We start from the raw sequence: 18,105 nt of genomic DNA, 5'->3' as shown, positions 1-18,105 counted from the left end.
AATGTCAATGGAACTTATCTTGAAAGACGTTCAGGTGACTATCCCTCAGCAGATAGAGAACCTTGAGCAGCTCAAAACCGAGCTTGCACCAAAGCTTGACTATTACAACAGCCTTGTTGTGACAGAGGACAGCATTAAGGACGCAAAATCCGATAAGGCAAAGCTCAACAAGCTCAAAACAGCTGTTGAGGACAGGAGAAAAGAGATAAAAAAGCAGGTGCTTGGACTTTACAATCCTCTCGAAAAACAGTGCAAGGAGCTTGTTTTCCTTATAGATGCCCCGATACTTGCCATAGACAAGCAGATAAAGGCTTTTGATGAGGTGAAAAAGCAAAAGAAATATGAGGAGCTGAAAGAGTTCTTCGGCAAGGTCAATACTCTTGATTTTGTCAAGTTTGAGGACGTATTAAATCCCAAGTGGGGCAACGCTACGATGAAAGCCGATAACCTGAAAGACGAGATCGCAGGCAATGTGCAAAGAATAGTTGATGATTACGCAGAGATAAAAAAGCTCTATGAAAGCTCTGCGGTATATACGGCTATCGAACAGCATTTCAAAGAAACTAAGGATAAGGCACACACTCTTGCTTATGCCGCAATGCTTGAACGAAGGGAGCAGGAAAGGCGTGAGGACAAGCACAGGGTAGAAAAGCAGGCGGCACTTGACAGCGTGAACGTCAAAGTAACTCACCCTATGCCACAGGAAGAACCTATGCTCACAGGAACATTCAGAGTGACTTGCACACGCAGCGAGCTTATCGCTCTGAGAGACTATATGATAGCTGCGAACATCAGATTTGAAACAGTAAAATAACGGAGGTAATCAAAATGGCAGTAGCAAACAGCTTGACAAAAGCACAGAAACCGAAATTTACGGCGGTGATAAATTCGGACGGCTATAAGCGTATGATAAACAACACCCTTGGCGACCCGAAAAAGGCTGCAAGGTTCGTGACAGCAATAACATCAGCCGTAAGCAATAATCCTGCTTTGCAGGAGTGTGACGCAAGCACAGTGGTGTCGGCAGGTCTGCTGGGCGAGGGGCTGGACCTTTCGCCTTCCCCTCAGCTTGGACAGTATTATCTTGTGCCTTTCAACGACCACAAGATCGGCAGAAAGGTGGCACAGTTCCAGCTAGGTTACAAGGGATACATACAGCTTGCCATACGTTCTGGACAGTACAAAAAGCTCAACGTTCTGCCTATCAAAGAAGGAGAGCTTATCAGCTTTGACCCTCTTGATGAGGAGATAGAGGTCAGACTCATAGATGATGAGGCAGTAAGAGAAAGTGCCGAAACTATCGGTTACTATGCAATGTTCGAGTACACAAACGGCTTTAAGAAGGCTATCTACTGGAGCAAGCAGAAAATGGTGAGCCACGCTGAAAAGTATTCAATGGGTTACAAGGCACACAAGGGTTACACCTTCTGGGAAAAGGACTTTGACGCAATGGCTTGCAAGACTATGCTCAGACAGCTTATCAGCAAGTGGGGCATAATGAGCATTGACCTTCAGACAGCAGTTACAAACGATATGGGTGTTATCAGTCAGGACGGTTCTGTTGATTATGTTGATGCACCCACAGGGGCAACGCAGGTGACGGAAGACCCCATTGACACGGCGACCTCAAATGTTCCCGAAGATGATTTCGAGGCAATAATGGGCGGCGAAAATGGATCTGAGAACTGAGGCTGACAACATCAAGGGCGTTATCAAGCTTATGCGGGATACCGCTCTTGAGCTTAGAGCAAACGGCGGCGAGCCAAGCGACAATTTCAAACGCCGCCTGTGTGCTCAGGTGCAAAGGCTGAAAAAGATAACAGAGGAGGCAAACGATGCTCAACAGAGTTGTTTTAATGGGTAGGATAACCCATGATCTTGAAATTGAGCAGACCCAAAGCGGCGTGAGCGTACTGCGTTTCAGCATAGCTGTTGACAGAGGATACGCTAAGCAGGGCGAGGAAAGACAGACCGATTTTATCACCTGCGTTGTCTGGCGACAGACCGCTGAATTTATCGGCAAGTACTTCTCAAAGGGCAGAATGATAGCTCTTGAGGGACAGCTGAGGACAGGCTCTTATGAAGATAAGAACGGCGTGAAGCATTATACGACAGATGTTAATGTTGACAATGTATCATTCACAGGTGAACCCAAACAACAGGGTACAGACAGCTATCCAGATAACCATTCAAAAGGTAGTCATCAGCAGAACAACAGAAACACCGCTCCTGCGGCAGACGCATTATCTATCGGTGACCTTTCCGATTTTGAAGATGTACTAAGCGATGACGGTATACCGTTTTAGAAACTAAAGGGAGAGATATATGAAAGCAAAATGTATGCCTGCATTTTTGCTTCCTACGAGTGATTCATATCACAAGTATTTTTCTGATGAGGTCTGTGACAGTCTTGAACTTATTGAGGCTGATTATGGACTCAAGGGCTTTGCTGTGGTGATAAAGCTGTGGCAAAAGATATTCGGCGGTAACGAGGGATATTACTGCCGTTGGGATGATAAGGTGGGTTCTTTGTTTGCCAAGAAGATAGGGGCAGGTAAAGGGTTTGTCTTTGAAATAGTGAACCGATTGATAAAGGAAAATGTTTTCGATGCTGATCTGTATCAGAGGTACGGTATCCTGACCTCTGAATGGATACAGCAAAGCTGGGCGGATTATATGAAAAGACGTACCAATGCAAAAATCGAAAACGCTTACCTTTTGATAAACTGTGCCCAAAATTCAGAAACTGTAAGCAAAAACGGCAAAAATGCAAACAAAAACCATAAAAGTGTAAGCAAAAATGACACAACAGAACAGAACTTAACTAAACATAACTTAACTGAATATATGTCGACTGCACAGGTATCAAAAAAGCCCCTTGGCTTATCACAGGAACAGTATTCAGAGCTTTGCGAAATGTCTTCGTCTGCGTCTGTTGACAAATATATAGATAAGATCATTGATTGGCAGCAGAGAAGCGGAAAGCTTTGCAGAGATCCATTCAAGACTATCCAAGAGTGGGCAGAGAAGGACGGAAAGCTGAATGGTGTTTCAGCGGACCAAGAGAACTCATATGATCTTGACGATTATGAAGAATTTGCTATGCACTATGATCTGAGCGAGGTGCTGAAAAATGATAAGCATTAAGATACCGTTCAGGCTGCCGTCACTTAATGAGTACATAGACAAGTGCAGGGGCAACCGATACGGGGGAGCGAATTTTAAGAAATCTGTTGAACGTGACATCATGATCATTTTAAATGCACAGCATTTCTTGATAACATCGCCTGTACACATAACATTTATCTGGCATGAACCAAACAGTCGGCGTGATAAGGACAATGTGGCATTTGCAAAGAAGTTTATTCTTGACGCTTTGCAGAAGTCGGGACGGTTGAAGAACGATAATAACAACTTCATTGCGGGGTTTAGGGACGAGTTCGTTTATGACGGGGGCGAGGGGGTGGAGGTCATTATTGAGAGTGAAACACACTGACCACACCCTCTGCTGGTACTGTCGCCACGCAGTACCGACAAAGGATAAGATAACAGGAGAATACCTCACAGGCTGTGCATGGTCCATATACCACAGACCTGTTGAGGGTTGGAGGACGTGTCAGCACAGACTGTATGAAGCTCAAAAGGGCGGTATGATACACTCGTATACTGTGACGGAGTGTCCTGAGTTTGAGGAGGTATAACAATGGCAAGATACATCGAAGCTGTTAATGCAGCAGAAATTATAAGCGTTAAACTAGGCATTACACTGTCTGAACTGTTAGATGTAATGGCAGCAGTGCCTACCGCAGACGTGCAGCCTGTGAAGCGTGGAACATGGGAGAATACAAACACACCTAATCAGCTTAGATGCAGTAATTGTGAAATCATTCACTTTATAGCTCAGTATCCATACGGTGAGATAAATTACTGCCCTAACTGTGGTGCAAGAATGGACGGTGTTGCTAATGGCTGACCCAATGACCATGCCACGCCTGAAAGCCTACCGCAGGAACGCCTCAGCCATTGAGGACATCAAGGCAGAGCTTTCAGGCAAGTACGTTGCCGACAGTATCAGCGTATGCACTCCGCCGTCCTACACACCACACAGCACACGCATAGATGGCTTTCTGCCAAGCGGTGATACACTTTCACTACTGTGCGAACAGGCACGGCTAGAGCGTGAGCAGAGGGCTGTGGAGGAGTTTATCAAGGGGATAGAGGATAGACAAATGAGGAAGATATTTGTACTCAGGTTTGTAAAGGGATTGACTTGGATACAGATAGGACACAAGGTCGGAGGTACAGCGGACGGCTGTAGAATGGCGGTCAAAAGATTTTTGCAAAATGCTTAAACTTGTTCGCTCTGTTCGTTTTACCTATGTTATAATTTAAACTGAGGAAAGTGTAGATGTACCTCAGACTTGTACTTTCATTGAAGTCACCTCCAATTTTCTAAGCCCCGTAAGGGGCTATGCAGAACGTGAGCGCATGAGCTTGCGGTCTGCCCATACGGTCAGTTGGTTTCCCGACAAAGCCAGCACATAATATTTGAACCGCCGCCAAGCTTTCGAGCTTCGGGCGGTGTATGCAGGTCGAGAGCGAGCCAGCTCAACATCTGCTCCAACATTTACAAAACTCCTTATAATATTTTCACAAGAGGCACTCCAAACGGGGTGCCTTTTGCGTTGAGGGAGATGTCAAAAGAGAGGTGAGGTGAATGCCGAATGAACAGAATTTAATAGTTCCAAGCTCGAGTGAAGCTCGAAAAAACGGTGCAAAAGGCGGTAAAAAATCAGGCGAAGTCCGCAGGCGTAAAAAGACTATGAAGCAGGTAATGGACTTCCTGCTTGAACAGCCTGCCAATACCAGAGCGGACTATGAGTTCCTCGTTGAGCAGGGCATTGACCTTAACAGCCTTGACCCAGACTTCATAAATAATATGCTTCTTGTGAATGCGGCTCTTATGGCAAGGGCTAAGCAAGGGGACGTTGCGGCGGTGAAAGAGCTGCGTGACATTATCCGTGATGACGATATGCTCAAACATAAGATAAAATACGATAACGCAAGGCTCAGGCTTGAAAAACAAAAGCTTGAGCCTGTTTCTATGCCTGATAAGGTGTACAGCGGTATCCCTGCGAGCCTTGTCGCTCCTACGTTCTCGCCCGTCCTGTTCGATATTGCAGAGCAGGAACATTCCGAGTATGTTTTCCCCGGTGGACGTGGCTCGACTAAATCTTCATTCTGCGGTCTGAACGTTATCGACCTGCTGATGAAGAACGAGAATATGCACGTCTGCGTTCTGCGTGCTGTGGCGAATACTCTTAAAGACAGCGTTTATTCTCAGATACTCTGGGCAATATCTGCACTTGGTCTTGATGATGAGTTTGCCTGCACAAAGTCGCCCCTTGAGATCACACGCATTTCAACAGGGCAGAAAATATACTTTCGTGGTGCTGATGACCCGCACAAGATAAAGTCTATCAAGCCGCCTTTTGGCTATATCGGCATCGTGTGGTTTGAGGAGCTTGACCAGTTCGGCGGTGAAGAAGCTGTGCGAACGATAGAACAGTCTGTTATAAGAGGCGGCGAGAGAGCATATAAGTTCAAGTCTTTTAACCCTCCAAAGTCGGCTCAGAACTGGGCGAACAAGTACATCAAAGTGCCGAGAACGGACAGACTCGTTACCGAAAGCACTTATCTTACTGTGCCGAAAAAGTGGCTTGGCAAGCCTTTTCTTGATGACGCCGAATTTCTCAAAGAAACCAATCCCACTGCCTATGAGAACGAGTATATGGGCGTTGCAAACGGCACTGGTGGCAATGTTTTCGATAACGTCCTAATAAGAGAGATAACCGACGACGAGATAGCGCAGTTCGATAACATCTATAACGGCGTTGACTGGGGCTGGTATCCCGACCTTTACGCTTTTGTCAGAGTGCATTATGCCCCTGCTCAGCACACACTGTTCATATGGCAGGAGTACACCTGCAACAAAACAAAGAATGTTGATACCGCAAAGCATTTGCTGGAGCTTGGTATCACGGCAAATGACCTTATCACCTGTGACAGTGCAGAAAATAAGTCCGTTGAAGATTACAGAGCATACGGCTTGCTTGCGAGAGGCGCAGAGAAAGGTCCTAACAGCAGGGAGTATTCATATAAGTGGCTGCAATCTCTGCGAAGTATCGTAATAGATAATAAGCGTTGTCCTGTGGCTTGCGAGGAGTTCATCAACTGCGAGTATGACAGAGATAAAGAGGGCAACGTTATAAGCGGATATCCCGACGGCAATGACCACGTTATCGACGCCGTTCGGTATGCAATGGAAAGAGTATGGAAAAGGCGGGGTCAGTAAGCTATGGGCATTATTTCAAAAATAAGGGAGTGGATAAGCAGAATGCTTTCAAAGTCAGATATAAAGGGCGTTTACGGTATTGATATCGCCGTGACGGACAGTATGATAAGAGCTATTGACAAGTGGGACAGAATGTATGCAGGTAATTCAGCACCCAAGGGAGTTCACTCTCTGCGACTTGAACACGCTGTTGTGAGGGAGTTTGCAAACACGGCTATCAATGAAATGACCCTGAAAGTTTCCAACGATAAGCTTGATGCCATAATGAAAAACGCCCTTGAAAACCTCAACAAAAATCTGCAAAGAGGTCTTGCAACAGGAGCAATGATAATAAAGCCGCTGGGTGCTGATAAGGTGCAGTATGTTCCGCAGTCGCAGTTCATTCCTGTGGAGTATGACGTGAACGGCAGGCTTATAAAGGTCATTTTCCCTGAGATAAAACGCATGGGCGATAATGATTACCGCATAAGGCTTGAATATCACGCTCTGGACTATGAAAAAGGGCTGACTATCACAAACAGGGCTTTTCGTTCCAATGACGGCTTGTCTTTGGGGGCAGAGATACCTCTTGCCACTGTATCTGAGTGGGCAGAGCTTATTCCTCAGATATCCTATCCCCTTATGCTGCGACCCTCTTTCGGCTATTATGTCAACCCTATCGACAATACAGTTGACGGTTCACATTCAGGCGTATCAGTGTTCTCAGGGGCAGAAAAAGTCATAAGAAAAGCTGATATCCAATTCGGCAGGCTCGATTGGGAGTTTGAATCCGGGGAGCGTGCCATAGACGTTGACGAGGCTGTGTTAAGACCTGTGACAGACCCGTTCACAGGTAAGAAGCGTGCAGAAATGCCAAAGCTCAATGAACGGCTTTTCAGAGGGGTAAACGTGTCAGCTGGCACGAGCGGTGACTTTTATCACGAGTTCTCACCGCAGTTAAGACAGGCTGATTTTATCGCAGGACTTGAAGAATACAAGCGTGAGATAGAGTTTGCTGTGGGGCTGTCCTATGGGGATATCTCAAACCCTCAGACAGTTGACAAGACGGCAACGGAGATAAAGTCCTCAAAGCAGAGAAAGTTCGATACTGTCACGGCAATACAGAATAACCTCCGTGTCTGCCTTGAAGACCTGTGCTATTCGCTGGCGTTCTATAATGGGCTTACTCAAAGCGGTTATGAGCTGTCTGTGAACTTTGAGGACAGCATCCTTGCAGATGATGAAACAAAGCGTGCAAGCGATCGTCAGGACGTTTCTATGGGCATTATGCCACTGTGGGAATACCGAATGAAATGGTATGGTGAGGACGAGGAAACGGCTAAGAAAATGACCTCCGACAGCACCGCAGAGGTGATAGAATAATGCTCAAAGCAAGCGAGATAGAGCGAGTTTCAAGGGTGCTTGACAAGCCACTGCGTGACCTTGAAATGCAGATAATGGAGGATATTGTCCGCAGGATAAAGATAAACGGTGAGATAACACGTTCGGCGGATTGGCAGATATACAGGCTTCACGAGCTTGGAATGAGCAAGCGTGAGATAAAGAAAGCCATAGCCGATAACCTTGACCTATCCAAAGACGAGATAAAAGAGCTGTACAATGATATCCTGCAAAAAGGCTATGAATGGGACGATAGCATATACAAGACCAAAGGCAAGGCACGGATACCCCTTGAAGAAAATGAGGGCCTGCAAAGGCTGCTGTCGGCTGTATCGGAGCAGACTTCGGGGGAGCTTAAAAACATATCTCAGTCACTCGGATTTGCAGTAAAACAGCCTGACGGCAAGCTTAAATTCACGCAGGCGGCTGACTTCTATCAGCAGAGCCTTGACAACGCCATAATGGGCATAGCAAGCGGAGCGTTCGATTACAATACGGTCATAAAGAAAGTCATTTCGGATATGACGAACTCAGGTCTGCGTACTGTGGACTATGCCACAGGCTGGAGCAACAGGGCAGACGTAGCCGCAAGGCGTTCGGTAATGACAGGGCTTTCACAGCTAACCGCAAAAATGAATGAGGACAACGCAAAAGAGCTTGGCACAGACTATTTTGAAGTCACTTGGCACAGCGGAGCAAGACCTTCTCATCAAGAATGGCAGGGCAAAGTCTACAGCAAAAAAGAGCTTGAAACTATCTGCGGTCTTGGTACTGTGACGGGTCTGTGCGGAGCGAATTGCTATCACGATTATTACCCCTTTATCCCCGGCATATCTGAGCGTTCCTATACAGATGAGGAGCTTGCGCAGATGAATGCAGAGGAGAACAAGCCTGTTAAGTACGGTGATAAAGAGTACACAAAGTATGAAGCTTTACAGCGGCAAAGAAAGCTTGAAACTGCAATGAGAGCTCAGCGACAGAAAATACATCTTCTTGAAGAGGCAGGTGCAGGTGAGGAGGATATCATCAACGCACGCTGCCGATATCGTGGCACTTCCCAGGAGTATACAAGGTTTTCAAAATCAATGGGTCTGCCTCAGCAGCGAGAGCGTGTGAACGCCGACGGACTTGGGAATATGGGGGTGGGAAAAACCAAGATAGACTTGACGCAAAAAGATTATAGTGATATAATTGATATGAAAGGTAAGATGTCGGATAGAGACGTGCGTAAATGGTATGTGGTGCATAACAAAATGATTCCTGATATGATCGACACGACCCAGCCAATAGAAGTGCAAGCAATGCAGGCTTGCGAGTTAAGAAACAAGCATAGGTTTCAAGCAAGAGAGCTTATGGCAAACCAAGAAGAACGCAAAAAACTTGATATAGATGATCCGATAAAATCTTTTGACGACCTTATAAAGCATAAAATGGAAGATAAGAACATGACATATGATCAGGCCGTTGAAGATATAATGAAAACAGCAACAAAAACGAGGAAATCAGTTAATGATGTTTTAGGAGTGGAGGGATAATATGTTTCATTACAGTATATGTACAGTGCCCGATAAAGAAATCTTCAATAAGCAATGTGCAGCACTTGAAAAACACATTCCACACTTGTTGAAAAAGGACTTGTTAGAAGATGTTGACGGTTCTGAAACACAGATTTATACTTTAAACGGCAAAAAGATATCTGTTCATAACAGCTATTATATTGGTTCAGTTTATGTTGATTCAGAAGTTGAACTTACAGAGTATTTCAAATGATAATTTTACCGCTTGACTAATGTTGGGCGGTATTTTTATACCCAAATATCGGAACTAAGCACCTTAACGGGTGCTTTTTTCATACCATTTCGTCCTTGATATGACGTTAAACTGTCAGACTTTCACACCGCAGACAGAGCGGTATATAAGCTATGTAGAAAGGACAAACATATGAAAAACATTTTTGAGATCCTTGCCGCTCTGGGTATCGTTATCCCTGAGGACAAGAAACAGGACATCACAAAACAGGTGGCAGAAAATTATAAGACTGTGGCTGAGTTTGAAAAGGTGAAAAGCCGCCTTGAGGTGGAGCGTGATAACTATAAGGACAGCCTTGATACCGCACAGAACTCTCTCAAAGAATTTGAGGGCGTGGACGTCAAGGAGCTTAACGGCAAAGTCGCACAGCTCACCGCTGACCTTGCTAAGAAAGATACCGAGTATCAGGCGAAGATATCTGATATGGAGTTTGACGCTACCCTTGATAACGCTATCTCGGCAAGCAAGGCAAGAAACGTCAAGGCTCTTAAAGCTTTGCTTGATGTGGAAACTCTCAAAGCTTCCAAAAATCAGGCTGAGGATATCAAGACGGCTATCGAGAACGTGAAGAAAGATAACGATTATCTTTTTGAAAGTTCCGAGCCTATCAAGAACCCGGTCGCTCCCACAGGGACGCCTGCCGCAGGTGAAGTGAGCAAGGAAACCTTTGCGAAAATGGGGTATATGCAGAGGTTGGAACTTAAACGAACAGACCCCGAAAAATACGAACAGTTGAAAGGATAGGATATTATGAAAATGACAAATGGCATTAGAATTTCTATGCAGTATTTCGCAGAGCAGACAAAGATCACCGACCTTATCGATCCTGAGGTAATGAGTGATATGATCGACGCAAAGATAGAGTCTAAGATAACTGTATCTCCCTTTGCGAAGATAGACAGAACGCTTGTTGGCGTGCCTGGCGACACTATCACAGTGCCACAGTATAAGTATATCGGCGACGCAGTTGATGTTGCAGAGGGCGTTGAAGCCGAAACTGTCAAGCTTGAAACAGACTCCACTCAGGCTAAGGTAAAGAAAGCCATGAAAGCGGTGGAGATAACCGACGAGGCTCTTCTCAGCGGCTATGGCAACCCTGCAGGTCAGGCGACTTCACAGCTTGCAATGTCTATCGCTTCTAAGGTGGATGCAGACAGCATGGACGCACTTATGAAAGCTCAGCTCATCTATGACGGCTCGGCTTCTGCTATCTCTTACAGCGGCATTGTTGACGCTGTTGACAAGTTCAATGAGGAGCTGAACACCGAAAAGGCTATGTTTATTAACCCTCATCAGAACTCACAGCTTAGAAAGGACCCGAACTTCATTTCAGCAGATAAGTATGACGGCAATGTGGTCATGACAGGCGAGATAGGCAAAATAGCGAACTGCCGTATCGTTCCGTCAAAGAAAGTTTCACTTAACGAGGCTATCCCGGAACAGTATGTGAGAGTTGACAGCGATGCAGAGGGTGCAAAGGAAGTTGTTGCGGACAGCACAGCTTCGACAACTGCTTCACAGATAAAGCTCGGCTCAGTAACGCCTTGTGCAGATGGCTACACTCCAAAGGTGGGTGACTATGTTGTAAAGAACGCCGCTGTCAAGGCTGGCACTTTCTACACATGCCCTATCATCAAGCTCAACGCTGATACTGAAACAGAGGACGAAACATCAGCTCTGACTATCTACCTCAAGCGTGATACAAACGTTGAGACCGAAAGAAAGAGTACAAAGCGCTGCACAGATATATCTGCTGACAAGCATTACACTGTGGCTATCTCAGATCAGTCAAAGGTAGTGCTTGCAAGATTCAAGAAGTAAAGAGGTGCGGCAGTATGAAAGCATATGCGAGCGAGAGCTATTATATAGGCGTTTATCTTTGCGGCAAAGAGCCTGACATATCTGCCGCTTTTGACTTCTATGCAATGCAAGCCACAAGCCTTATGAAGCGATATACCCTTGACAACGTTGACGAGAACGATATACCCGAAGAAGTGAAAATGTGCTGCTGCGAGCTTGCGGAGAATATCTTCAAAGCAGAGCAGGAGGGCGGCACTCAGGGGGTATCTTCCGAAAGCGTTGGGGGCTGGTCAAAGTCATATGAAAGCTCAGATATCCGCAGGCAGAATGCTGACAGAGCCGTTCACGATATCGTGTACAAATGGCTCAGCGGAACAGGGCTGCTTTACAGAGGGGTGAGATAAATGCTTGCAAACAGCGATTGCACGGTGTATCTTTTCGACAAGCAGACGGAGGGATTTGTGCGGAAGTATGCAGAGAAAGTTTACTGGTGTGAGAATAAGTCGGGAAGTATCGTGAAAAGCGGTATGCAGACCTCAGACAGCACAAGGGTGTATTTCTATGATGATAATGCACCGAAAACCCCTGCAAAGGATATGCTTGTGAGAGGAAAATGCGAGTTTGAGTTCGATAATCAAACGCCGCAGAGCATATCTGAGAGCATGAAAATCTTCCGTGCGGAGTATGACTTTGTTACGGTAATGAGCATTGATGATTATATGTTCGGCGGTCTGCCACATATGGAGGTGAGCGTGAAATGAAGATAGGTCAGCCTATGGACAGCAGGGCTATCACTTGGGATAAGTCCTTTGCAGGCAAGTATTCAGAACGCTTTGATAAGGCTCAAAAGTTCATTGACGCCGAGTGCATAAGGCATATGGTGAAGTATACACCTACCCTCAGCACGAATCTGAGAAAGTCTGCCACGAGAGGCACAAAAATAGGCAGCGGCAAGATACAGTATCTTGCACCTTACGCACGCTATCAGTATTACGGCAAGCTTATGGTATCCTCTGTTACAGGCTCGTCTTACGCCCGACATGGAGAAAAGAAAGTGCTGACGGACAAAGACCTTGTTTACAGCACTTTTAAAGAGCCACTTGCAGGCAAGCTTTGGTTTGAGCGAATGAAAGCCGACAAGAAAAAGCAGATACTCAGAGGAGCGGCGGCGATAATGGGAGGCAAAGTGAAATGAACATAATCAAGCTTGTGAAAGATATTTTGCAGCAGTTTCCGAAAATATCGGAGGTCTGCAACGATATCCATATCGACTTTACCGACGATACGCCCACCAATTATGGCTTGTCCTCAACAGGCGACAGCCTTATAAGTTCTGATATTTTGGGCGGTCAGACAAGACAGCATAACTTCATTCTCTATGCGGTGTATCAGTCTATGAGCGACTTTGACCGAATGTCAAACAGCGGCGTACTGCTTGAATTGCAGATGTGGCTTGAAAGCTATGCAGACAAGCACCGAGATACCACGTTCACTACCATAACAGAGGACGAGGAAAGGACAGGCGTTCTTGAAAAGCTCACCTGTGCAAACGGAATGATATATGCAATACCAAACGAAAACACAAACGATACTGTGCAGTATCAGTTACAGATAGCGGCACAGTATCAGATATAAAAGGAGGAAAACATATGCCTGATTATTCATACAAGAGCGGAAAGCTCAACAGAAGTCATCTTCTGCATTATCTTGACACTACATTCGCAGCGGTCGCTTCATCACCAAGCTGGTATCTTCTCGGTAAGGACGTTGAGGACGCAAGCGTGGCACTCAACCCTGACACTTCCACAAAGAAGAATATCCTTGATGAAACCACAGTTGAGGACAACGGTTATGAGCCTGAGTTCGACCTTGACACATTCTATGCAAAGCCCGGTGACGCACTTTACGAAAAGCTCAAGGATATCATGATGAATCGTCTTACCGGTGACGCCTGCAAGACAAGCGTGCTTGAAGTTATCGTTGACAAGACCACAGGTGCGTATGACGCATGGACGGAAGATGTCATAGTCAAGCCGCAGTCTTATGGCGGACCGCAGGGTGGCGTAAATATCCCGTTCAACTGCACCTTTGCAGGAAACAGAGTGAAAGGCTCTGTCACCTTTGCGGCAGGCGTGCCAACGTTTGCAAAGACTACGGAAGAATAAACTATATGACAAACATATGAAAGCACTTCGTCAAGAGCGGAGTGCTTTTTGTTTGCCGTAATACAGAAAGGATGATAAAAATGTCAATGCAGTCAATAGATTTTAACAGCGGCAATTACAAAGAGTACGCTATAAACGGCGACGAGAACAGAGTGATAAGGATAAACGTGTCAGACGTTGGTATTATCACCAGGATACAGGACGCTATGAGCAAGGCTGACAATATCGCAGAAGAAGTGTCAGAACGTGAGAAGAACGAGGACAGAACTCAGCTTCTCAAAGAGTATGACCAGCGTGCAAGAGAAATGGTCAATGACATATTTGGAAGCAATGTGTGTACGGCGGCGCTCGGAAGCGTGAACGTGTTCTCTATGGCTTCAAACGGCAAGCCTGTGCTTGTAAACTTCCTTGAAGCGCTTCTTGCGGTGGTGGTGCAGGAAATAAAGTCAGCACAGACGGCAGCTCAGATAAAGCTCGAAGAAAAGGTGGAGAAGTACACCGCACCTGTTATCGCTCATCAACATATTGCTCAGCCTGCGGTCAATGTGGCGGAGCTTTCTGACGAAGACAAAAAGGCTCTGCTCAGGGAGCTGCTGAAATGATAGGCAGTTTGCCAACAGCCCTTGAAATAGACGGCAAAGAGTATGCCATGCGCTCAGATTTTCGGGTCATACTGCGGATCTATTCAGCCTTTGCAGACCCCGAACTTGACGAGCGTGAAAAGTGCTATGTGTGTCTTAAATGCCTTTACGCTGAGGATATCCCACGAGAGCATTTGCAGGAGGCTGTCAACAAGGCTTATTGGTTTGTAGGCGGTGGAGATGTTCCGCAGGAAAGCGTTCAGCCTGCAAAGACTATTGATTGGGAGCAGGACGAGAGTATTATTTTTCCTGCGGTGAACAAGGCGGCAGGCTTTGAAACGAGGACGGTAAAATATCTTCATTGGTGGACTTTTCTTGGCTATTTCAATGAGATAGGCGAGGGGCTTTTTTCGTCTGTTATAGGCATACGGCAAAAGCTTAACAAGGGCAAAAAGCTTGAAAAATATGAGCAGGAGTTTTACAGAAATCACCGCAATATGATAGACCTTAAACGAAAGCTCTCAGCAGAAGAGCAGAGGGCTGAAAACGAGGACAAAGAGTTTCTGAAACAACTGACGGGAGGTGAATGACAATGGCTGACGGGTGTTTGAATTTTGACACCAACATAAACAGCGAGGGCTTTGAAAAGGGCTTGAAAAGCCTTTCCGATATGGTGGGGGATATCAAGCCAAAGCTTAAAAGCCTTGCAATGGCTGTGACAGCTGCGTTCTCCGTCAAGAAGCTTGTGGACTTCGGCAGGCAGTCAATAGAAACGGCCTCAGACCTTGCGGAAGTGCAAAATGTTGTTGATACGGCTTTCGGAGAGTCCAAGCAGAAAATGGAGGACTTCGCTGACACGGCTGTCAAGACCTACGGCATTTCAAAACTCACCGCAAAGCAGACAGGCTCAAACTTCATGGCAATGGCGGCAGGAATGGGGCTTGCCAATGACAGTGCAAGCGATATGGCTATGGCTCTTACAGGGCTGTCGGCGGATATGGCTTCGTTTTATAACGTTGGTCAGGACGTGGCAAGCACGGCTCTGAAATCAATTTTTACAGGCGAAACTGAGACCCTCAAACAGTTCGGTATCGTTATGACGGACGCCAACTTGCAGGCGTATGCGCTTTCAAAGGGTATAATGAAGTCAACTGCCGATATGTCGCAGGCTGAAAAAGTTCAACTGAGATACAACTACGTTATGTCGCAAACGGCTCTTGCACAGGGGGACTTTGCAAAGACTTCTGACAGCTGGGCGAACCAAACTAGAATACTCTCTGAGCAATGGAAAGAGTTCGGAGCGACTATCGGCACTGTGCTGATGAACGTTCTTCTGCCTGCTGTCAAGGCGATAAACAGTCTGCTTTCACAGCTCATATCGTTGGCACAGGGGGCAGCGAGGGCACTTTCAGAGGCGTTCGGTTTTGAACTAAGCAACAGTGCAGACGAGGCTCAAAGCATAGTGAAAAGCACCTCTCAGGCGGCGGATAATTACAGCGATATAGCCGACAATGCACAACAGACTCAGGAGGCACAGGAAGGATCTCTTGCAAGCTTTGACCAGATGAACAAGCTGAATGATGAGAGCAAGTCAGACAGTACTGGGGTCAGCGGAGCTGGGGAGATAATGCAGCCTTCCGGGACTAGCGTTGAGGTGGATACGGGAAAGGCAGATAAAAAGCTGTCTGACTTTTTCAAATCAGTAAGATCTCAGTTTGAAAAGCTTGCAGACTATCTTGATAAGAATTTTAAGCCTGTTTTCGCTGATATATGGAGCGGACTTGAAAGAGAGAGCATTGAACTTGCTCAGATACTCGGCGGAGTTTTCAGCGATATAAAGTCGCTTTCCGAACCGCTCAAAGCTTATTTTATAAACGATTTTACACCGCTTATGCAGACCGCTTTCAGCACGCTTGGCAAGATAGGCATAGGACTTTTTGACAGCTTCAACAAGGTGTTTTCTGATATCTGGAATGTGGCAGTGTTCCCTATACTGCAAAACTTTCTCACTGTAGGATTACCCCTAATGGCGGATTTTGGCACGCAGACATGGAACACGCTAGGCGTACTGTTTGACAGCATAAAAGAGATCTTCGATACCTTGTGGAACGGCGTTGCACAGCCTGTGTTGAACGCCTTGAAAACACTGTGGTGCGATACTTGGCAGAGCATTTCAGACTTTTGGAACGAGTGGGGACAGCCTATATTTGACGGCATAAACGAGGGCATAACCACCACAAAGAACGTATTTCTTAATCTGTGGGAAACGGTCTTGAAACCTATGTTTGACAAGCTTATGGACGTGGCTGACAGCGTTTGGACGGAGCACTTGAAACCTCTGCTTGATGAGTTTCTCGACTTTGTGGGAACACTTATCACAAGCGTTCTGAGCATTTACAACAAAGCCATAGCACCTGTTGTGAACTGGCTTGTGAGCATACTCGGACCGATAGTCAGCAGTGTGCTTGGCAAGATAATAAAGACAGTGGGCAATGTCATAAGCAATATAATTGACGCCGTGAAGAACATTATTTCAGCACTTAAAGGTGTTGTACTGTTCATAGCGGGAGTGTTCACCGGTGATTGGAAAAAGGCTTGGCAGGGTGTAAAAAAGATTTTCAAAGGCGTATGGGACGCACTTGTTGACATAGCAAAAACACCTATTAATTTGATAATCGGGCTTATAAATGGTCTGACAGGAGCAGTAGAGGACGCAATAAATTGGATAATCGACGGCATAAACGAGCTGAGCTTCACGACGCCTGATTGGCTTCCCGGTGATCTTGGCGGTCAGACATTTGGCTTTGACCTAAGTCAAATTGATATCCCCGAAATACCCAAACTTGCCCAAGGTGCAGTAATACCGCCGAACTCTGAGTTTCTTGCAGTTCTGGGCGATCAGAAACGTGGCACGAATATCGAGGCACCGCTTGATACTATCACGCAGGCTGTTTTGCAGGCTCTTGTGTCTTATGGCGGAGCGGGCGGAAATCAGAAGATAAGCGTTACCATACCGCTTACGCTCAATGGCAGGACTATCACACAGATAGTTATTGATGATATCAACGACTATATCAAGCGCAACGGCAGGTCACCAATAAGGGCATAGGAGGTGCAGAAAATGAAAAGCAGAGGACTTATATTCGGTAGCGAAAGGGTCGCCACACCTGCGGAAGTGAGCTTTACAAACAACAAGATATGGTCGAACAATGCAGGGCGGACGGCTAACTGTAAAATGGTGGGCGACATAAGAGCTATAAAGAAAACTGTCACGTTGAAATGGTATCATCTCACAGGTGAGGAGACGGCAAAGCTCAATGAGTATATCTCCAACGTTGACAGTCCGTTTTTCAGTATCACGCTCCTTGATGAGACATTTCAGGAAAGCACCTTTGACGTTTATGCAGGCGACCCAACTTATGAAGTTTTCGGCTGGGACGAGAACAAACAGTTCTGCAAAGGCGTTGCGGTGGACTTGATAATGCAGTAAGGGGGGCAGTCGAATTGTACCAAACAAGTGAGCTTGTGGCTCAGCGTATCGAGAGCTATTGCCGTACTTGGCGACTGTGGATAGAGAATGCAGAGGGCGAGGTGATTATGGGAGATCGGATAACTTCCGGCACAAGTACGGTGCAGTCCACAAGCATTTCCGACGATATAGAACTAGGTGCGATATGCTCACAATCGTGGAACATAAATATCAATGATGTTGATACGAAATTTCTCGGCAGCGAGTATGACCTTTCCTTGTACCTTGCGGACTTTACCAGCGAAACCACCTACTCCACCCTAGAAGCCTACACCTACGCTGAGCTTTCAAAGCTGACAGTGGAGCAGATAAGCAAGCTTGGAGAGGTGCTTGACGGAGAGAGAATACCCCTTGGGCGGTTTACTTGTGTCAAGTCGAAAAAGTCGGGCGGAAATACTGAGGTCACTCTTGCGGATAGGCTTTACTTCTCCGACAAGACCTATGTGCCAAAGGTCAAGCTACCTGCGTGGTCAAAAGCTGTTGAGG

General features: G+C 46.2%; 25 protein-coding genes. All 25 read left to right on the top strand.

The window, feature by feature from the left end:
* Window position 1: 1 nt before the first annotated feature.
* Complete coding sequence (locus tag QZ371_RS08400; RefSeq protein WP_295211660.1) at window positions 2–814, top strand: DUF1351 domain-containing protein; 813 nt, start codon at window positions 2–4, stop codon at window positions 812–814.
* Between the two features lie 14 nt (window positions 815–828).
* Window positions 829–1,689 (top strand): recombinase RecT, encoded by an 861-nt coding sequence (locus QZ371_RS08395; protein ID WP_295211658.1) that lies wholly within the window; start codon window positions 829–831, stop codon window positions 1,687–1,689.
* Window positions 1,673–1,864 (top strand): hypothetical protein, encoded by a 192-nt coding sequence (locus QZ371_RS08390; protein WP_295211657.1) that lies wholly within the window; start codon window positions 1,673–1,675, stop codon window positions 1,862–1,864. Before QZ371_RS08395 ends, QZ371_RS08390 begins: the two co-directional genes overlap by 17 nt.
* Entirely contained in the window at window positions 1,836–2,306 is a 471-nt protein-coding gene (gene ssb, locus QZ371_RS08385) for a single-stranded DNA-binding protein (protein WP_295211656.1), read from the top strand. Before QZ371_RS08390 ends, ssb begins: the two co-directional genes overlap by 29 nt.
* Before the next feature lie 19 nt (window positions 2,307–2,325).
* Window positions 2,326–3,147 carry a DUF4373 domain-containing protein gene (locus tag QZ371_RS08380; RefSeq protein ID WP_295211654.1) on the top strand — a complete coding sequence of 274 codons (822 nt, stop codon included), beginning with the start codon at window positions 2,326–2,328 and terminating at the stop codon, window positions 3,145–3,147.
* The gene (locus tag QZ371_RS08375; RefSeq protein WP_295211652.1) at window positions 3,134–3,496 is read left to right on the top strand and encodes a hypothetical protein; all 363 of its coding nucleotides are present in this window, start codon (window positions 3,134–3,136) and stop codon (window positions 3,494–3,496) included. The genes QZ371_RS08380 and QZ371_RS08375 overlap by 14 nt, the downstream gene beginning before the upstream one ends.
* Window positions 3,483–3,701, top strand: a complete 219-nt coding sequence (locus tag QZ371_RS08370; RefSeq protein WP_295211650.1) for a hypothetical protein — start codon at window positions 3,483–3,485, stop codon at window positions 3,699–3,701. Before QZ371_RS08375 ends, QZ371_RS08370 begins: the two co-directional genes overlap by 14 nt.
* Window positions 3,702–3,703: 2 nt before the next feature.
* Window positions 3,704–3,973, top strand: a complete 270-nt coding sequence (locus tag QZ371_RS08365) for a hypothetical protein (protein WP_295211649.1) — start codon at window positions 3,704–3,706, stop codon at window positions 3,971–3,973.
* Window positions 3,966–4,352, top strand: coding sequence for a hypothetical protein (locus QZ371_RS08360; protein ID WP_295211647.1), 387 nt, complete (start codon window positions 3,966–3,968; stop codon window positions 4,350–4,352). Before QZ371_RS08365 ends, QZ371_RS08360 begins: the two co-directional genes overlap by 8 nt.
* 365 nt (window positions 4,353–4,717) lie before the next feature.
* Window positions 4,718–6,355: a PBSX family phage terminase large subunit gene (locus QZ371_RS08355; protein WP_295211646.1), complete on the top strand. Its 1,638-nt coding sequence runs from the start codon at window positions 4,718–4,720 to the stop codon at window positions 6,353–6,355.
* Between the two features lie 3 nt (window positions 6,356–6,358).
* Window positions 6,359–7,717, top strand: coding sequence for a phage capsid protein (locus QZ371_RS08350; RefSeq protein WP_295211645.1), 1,359 nt, complete (start codon window positions 6,359–6,361; stop codon window positions 7,715–7,717).
* Window positions 7,717–9,270 (top strand): phage minor capsid protein, encoded by a 1,554-nt coding sequence (locus tag QZ371_RS08345; RefSeq protein WP_295211643.1) that lies wholly within the window; start codon window positions 7,717–7,719, stop codon window positions 9,268–9,270. The genes QZ371_RS08350 and QZ371_RS08345 overlap by 1 nt, the downstream gene beginning before the upstream one ends.
* Before the next feature lies 1 nt (window position 9,271).
* On the top strand, window positions 9,272–9,505 hold the full coding sequence (locus tag QZ371_RS08340; protein WP_178185339.1) for a hypothetical protein: 234 nt from the start codon (window positions 9,272–9,274) through the stop codon (window positions 9,503–9,505).
* Between the two features lie 171 nt (window positions 9,506–9,676).
* Complete coding sequence (locus tag QZ371_RS08335; protein WP_022288094.1) at window positions 9,677–10,288, top strand: phage scaffolding protein; 612 nt, start codon at window positions 9,677–9,679, stop codon at window positions 10,286–10,288.
* Window positions 10,289–10,294: 6 nt separating this feature from the next.
* On the top strand, window positions 10,295–11,365 hold the full coding sequence (locus QZ371_RS08330; RefSeq protein ID WP_295211640.1) for a N4-gp56 family major capsid protein: 1,071 nt from the start codon (window positions 10,295–10,297) through the stop codon (window positions 11,363–11,365).
* 14 nt (window positions 11,366–11,379) lie between these two features.
* On the top strand, window positions 11,380–11,748 hold the full coding sequence (locus QZ371_RS08325) for a hypothetical protein (RefSeq protein ID WP_295211639.1): 369 nt from the start codon (window positions 11,380–11,382) through the stop codon (window positions 11,746–11,748).
* Window positions 11,749–12,105: a DUF6751 family protein gene (locus QZ371_RS08320; RefSeq protein WP_117865661.1), complete on the top strand. Its 357-nt coding sequence runs from the start codon at window positions 11,749–11,751 to the stop codon at window positions 12,103–12,105.
* Window positions 12,102–12,539, top strand: coding sequence for a minor capsid protein (locus QZ371_RS08315; RefSeq protein WP_118123635.1), 438 nt, complete (start codon window positions 12,102–12,104; stop codon window positions 12,537–12,539). The genes QZ371_RS08320 and QZ371_RS08315 overlap by 4 nt, the downstream gene beginning before the upstream one ends.
* Window positions 12,536–12,979 (top strand): hypothetical protein, encoded by a 444-nt coding sequence (locus QZ371_RS08310; protein WP_295211635.1) that lies wholly within the window; start codon window positions 12,536–12,538, stop codon window positions 12,977–12,979. The genes QZ371_RS08315 and QZ371_RS08310 overlap by 4 nt, the downstream gene beginning before the upstream one ends.
* Window positions 12,980–12,993: 14 nt before the next feature.
* On the top strand, window positions 12,994–13,509 hold the full coding sequence (locus QZ371_RS08305) for a hypothetical protein (RefSeq protein ID WP_117865657.1): 516 nt from the start codon (window positions 12,994–12,996) through the stop codon (window positions 13,507–13,509).
* 80 nt (window positions 13,510–13,589) lie between these two features.
* Window positions 13,590–14,111: a hypothetical protein gene (locus QZ371_RS08300; protein WP_295211634.1), complete on the top strand. Its 522-nt coding sequence runs from the start codon at window positions 13,590–13,592 to the stop codon at window positions 14,109–14,111.
* Entirely contained in the window at window positions 14,108–14,680 is a 573-nt protein-coding gene (locus tag QZ371_RS08295; protein WP_295211633.1) for a Gp15 family bacteriophage protein, read from the top strand. The genes QZ371_RS08300 and QZ371_RS08295 overlap by 4 nt, the downstream gene beginning before the upstream one ends.
* Before the next feature lie 2 nt (window positions 14,681–14,682).
* A complete protein-coding gene (locus tag QZ371_RS08290; protein WP_295211632.1) occupies window positions 14,683–17,199 on the top strand; it encodes a hypothetical protein in 2,517 nt (838 codons plus the stop codon).
* Between the two features lie 12 nt (window positions 17,200–17,211).
* Window positions 17,212–17,580, top strand: a complete 369-nt coding sequence (locus QZ371_RS08285; protein ID WP_022288104.1) for a hypothetical protein — start codon at window positions 17,212–17,214, stop codon at window positions 17,578–17,580.
* 14 nt (window positions 17,581–17,594) lie between these two features.
* Window positions 17,595–18,105 (top strand): hypothetical protein (locus QZ371_RS08280; RefSeq protein ID WP_295211631.1); only part of this gene is annotated, 511 nt, incomplete at its 3' end.

The organism is Ruminococcus sp., assembly GCF_019423705.1.
In the GTDB taxonomy this organism is placed as follows: Bacteria; Bacillota; Clostridia; order Oscillospirales; family Ruminococcaceae; genus Hominimerdicola.
This window is presented reverse-complemented; position numbering and strand designations above follow the sequence as displayed.

Coding starts and splice junctions, on each gene's coding strand:
- QZ371_RS08350 (WP_295211645.1), top strand. CDS start 6,359: ATGGGCATTATTTCAAAAATAAGGGAGTGGATAAGCAGAATGCTTTCA.
- QZ371_RS08375 (WP_295211652.1), top strand. CDS start 3,134: ATGATAAGCATTAAGATACCGTTCAGGCTGCCGTCACTTAATGAGTAC.
- QZ371_RS08310 (WP_295211635.1), top strand. CDS start 12,536: ATGAACATAATCAAGCTTGTGAAAGATATTTTGCAGCAGTTTCCGAAA.
- QZ371_RS08330 (WP_295211640.1), top strand. CDS start 10,295: ATGAAAATGACAAATGGCATTAGAATTTCTATGCAGTATTTCGCAGAG.
- QZ371_RS08395 (WP_295211658.1), top strand. CDS start 829: ATGGCAGTAGCAAACAGCTTGACAAAAGCACAGAAACCGAAATTTACG.
- QZ371_RS08290 (WP_295211632.1), top strand. CDS start 14,683: ATGGCTGACGGGTGTTTGAATTTTGACACCAACATAAACAGCGAGGGC.
- QZ371_RS08355 (WP_295211646.1), top strand. CDS start 4,718: ATGCCGAATGAACAGAATTTAATAGTTCCAAGCTCGAGTGAAGCTCGA.
- QZ371_RS08400 (WP_295211660.1), top strand. CDS start 2: ATGTCAATGGAACTTATCTTGAAAGACGTTCAGGTGACTATCCCTCAG.
- QZ371_RS08360 (WP_295211647.1), top strand. CDS start 3,966: ATGGCTGACCCAATGACCATGCCACGCCTGAAAGCCTACCGCAGGAAC.
- QZ371_RS08335 (WP_022288094.1), top strand. CDS start 9,677: ATGAAAAACATTTTTGAGATCCTTGCCGCTCTGGGTATCGTTATCCCT.
- QZ371_RS08345 (WP_295211643.1), top strand. CDS start 7,717: ATGCTCAAAGCAAGCGAGATAGAGCGAGTTTCAAGGGTGCTTGACAAG.
- QZ371_RS08325 (WP_295211639.1), top strand. CDS start 11,380: ATGAAAGCATATGCGAGCGAGAGCTATTATATAGGCGTTTATCTTTGC.
- QZ371_RS08380 (WP_295211654.1), top strand. CDS start 2,326: ATGAAAGCAAAATGTATGCCTGCATTTTTGCTTCCTACGAGTGATTCA.
- QZ371_RS08300 (WP_295211634.1), top strand. CDS start 13,590: ATGTCAATGCAGTCAATAGATTTTAACAGCGGCAATTACAAAGAGTAC.
- QZ371_RS08320 (WP_117865661.1), top strand. CDS start 11,749: ATGCTTGCAAACAGCGATTGCACGGTGTATCTTTTCGACAAGCAGACG.
- QZ371_RS08305 (WP_117865657.1), top strand. CDS start 12,994: ATGCCTGATTATTCATACAAGAGCGGAAAGCTCAACAGAAGTCATCTT.
- QZ371_RS08365 (WP_295211649.1), top strand. CDS start 3,704: ATGGCAAGATACATCGAAGCTGTTAATGCAGCAGAAATTATAAGCGTT.
- QZ371_RS08285 (WP_022288104.1), top strand. CDS start 17,212: ATGAAAAGCAGAGGACTTATATTCGGTAGCGAAAGGGTCGCCACACCT.
- QZ371_RS08340 (WP_178185339.1), top strand. CDS start 9,272: ATGTTTCATTACAGTATATGTACAGTGCCCGATAAAGAAATCTTCAAT.
- QZ371_RS08315 (WP_118123635.1), top strand. CDS start 12,102: ATGAAGATAGGTCAGCCTATGGACAGCAGGGCTATCACTTGGGATAAG.
- ssb (WP_295211656.1), top strand. CDS start 1,836: ATGCTCAACAGAGTTGTTTTAATGGGTAGGATAACCCATGATCTTGAA.
- QZ371_RS08390 (WP_295211657.1), top strand. CDS start 1,673: ATGGATCTGAGAACTGAGGCTGACAACATCAAGGGCGTTATCAAGCTT.
- QZ371_RS08295 (WP_295211633.1), top strand. CDS start 14,108: ATGATAGGCAGTTTGCCAACAGCCCTTGAAATAGACGGCAAAGAGTAT.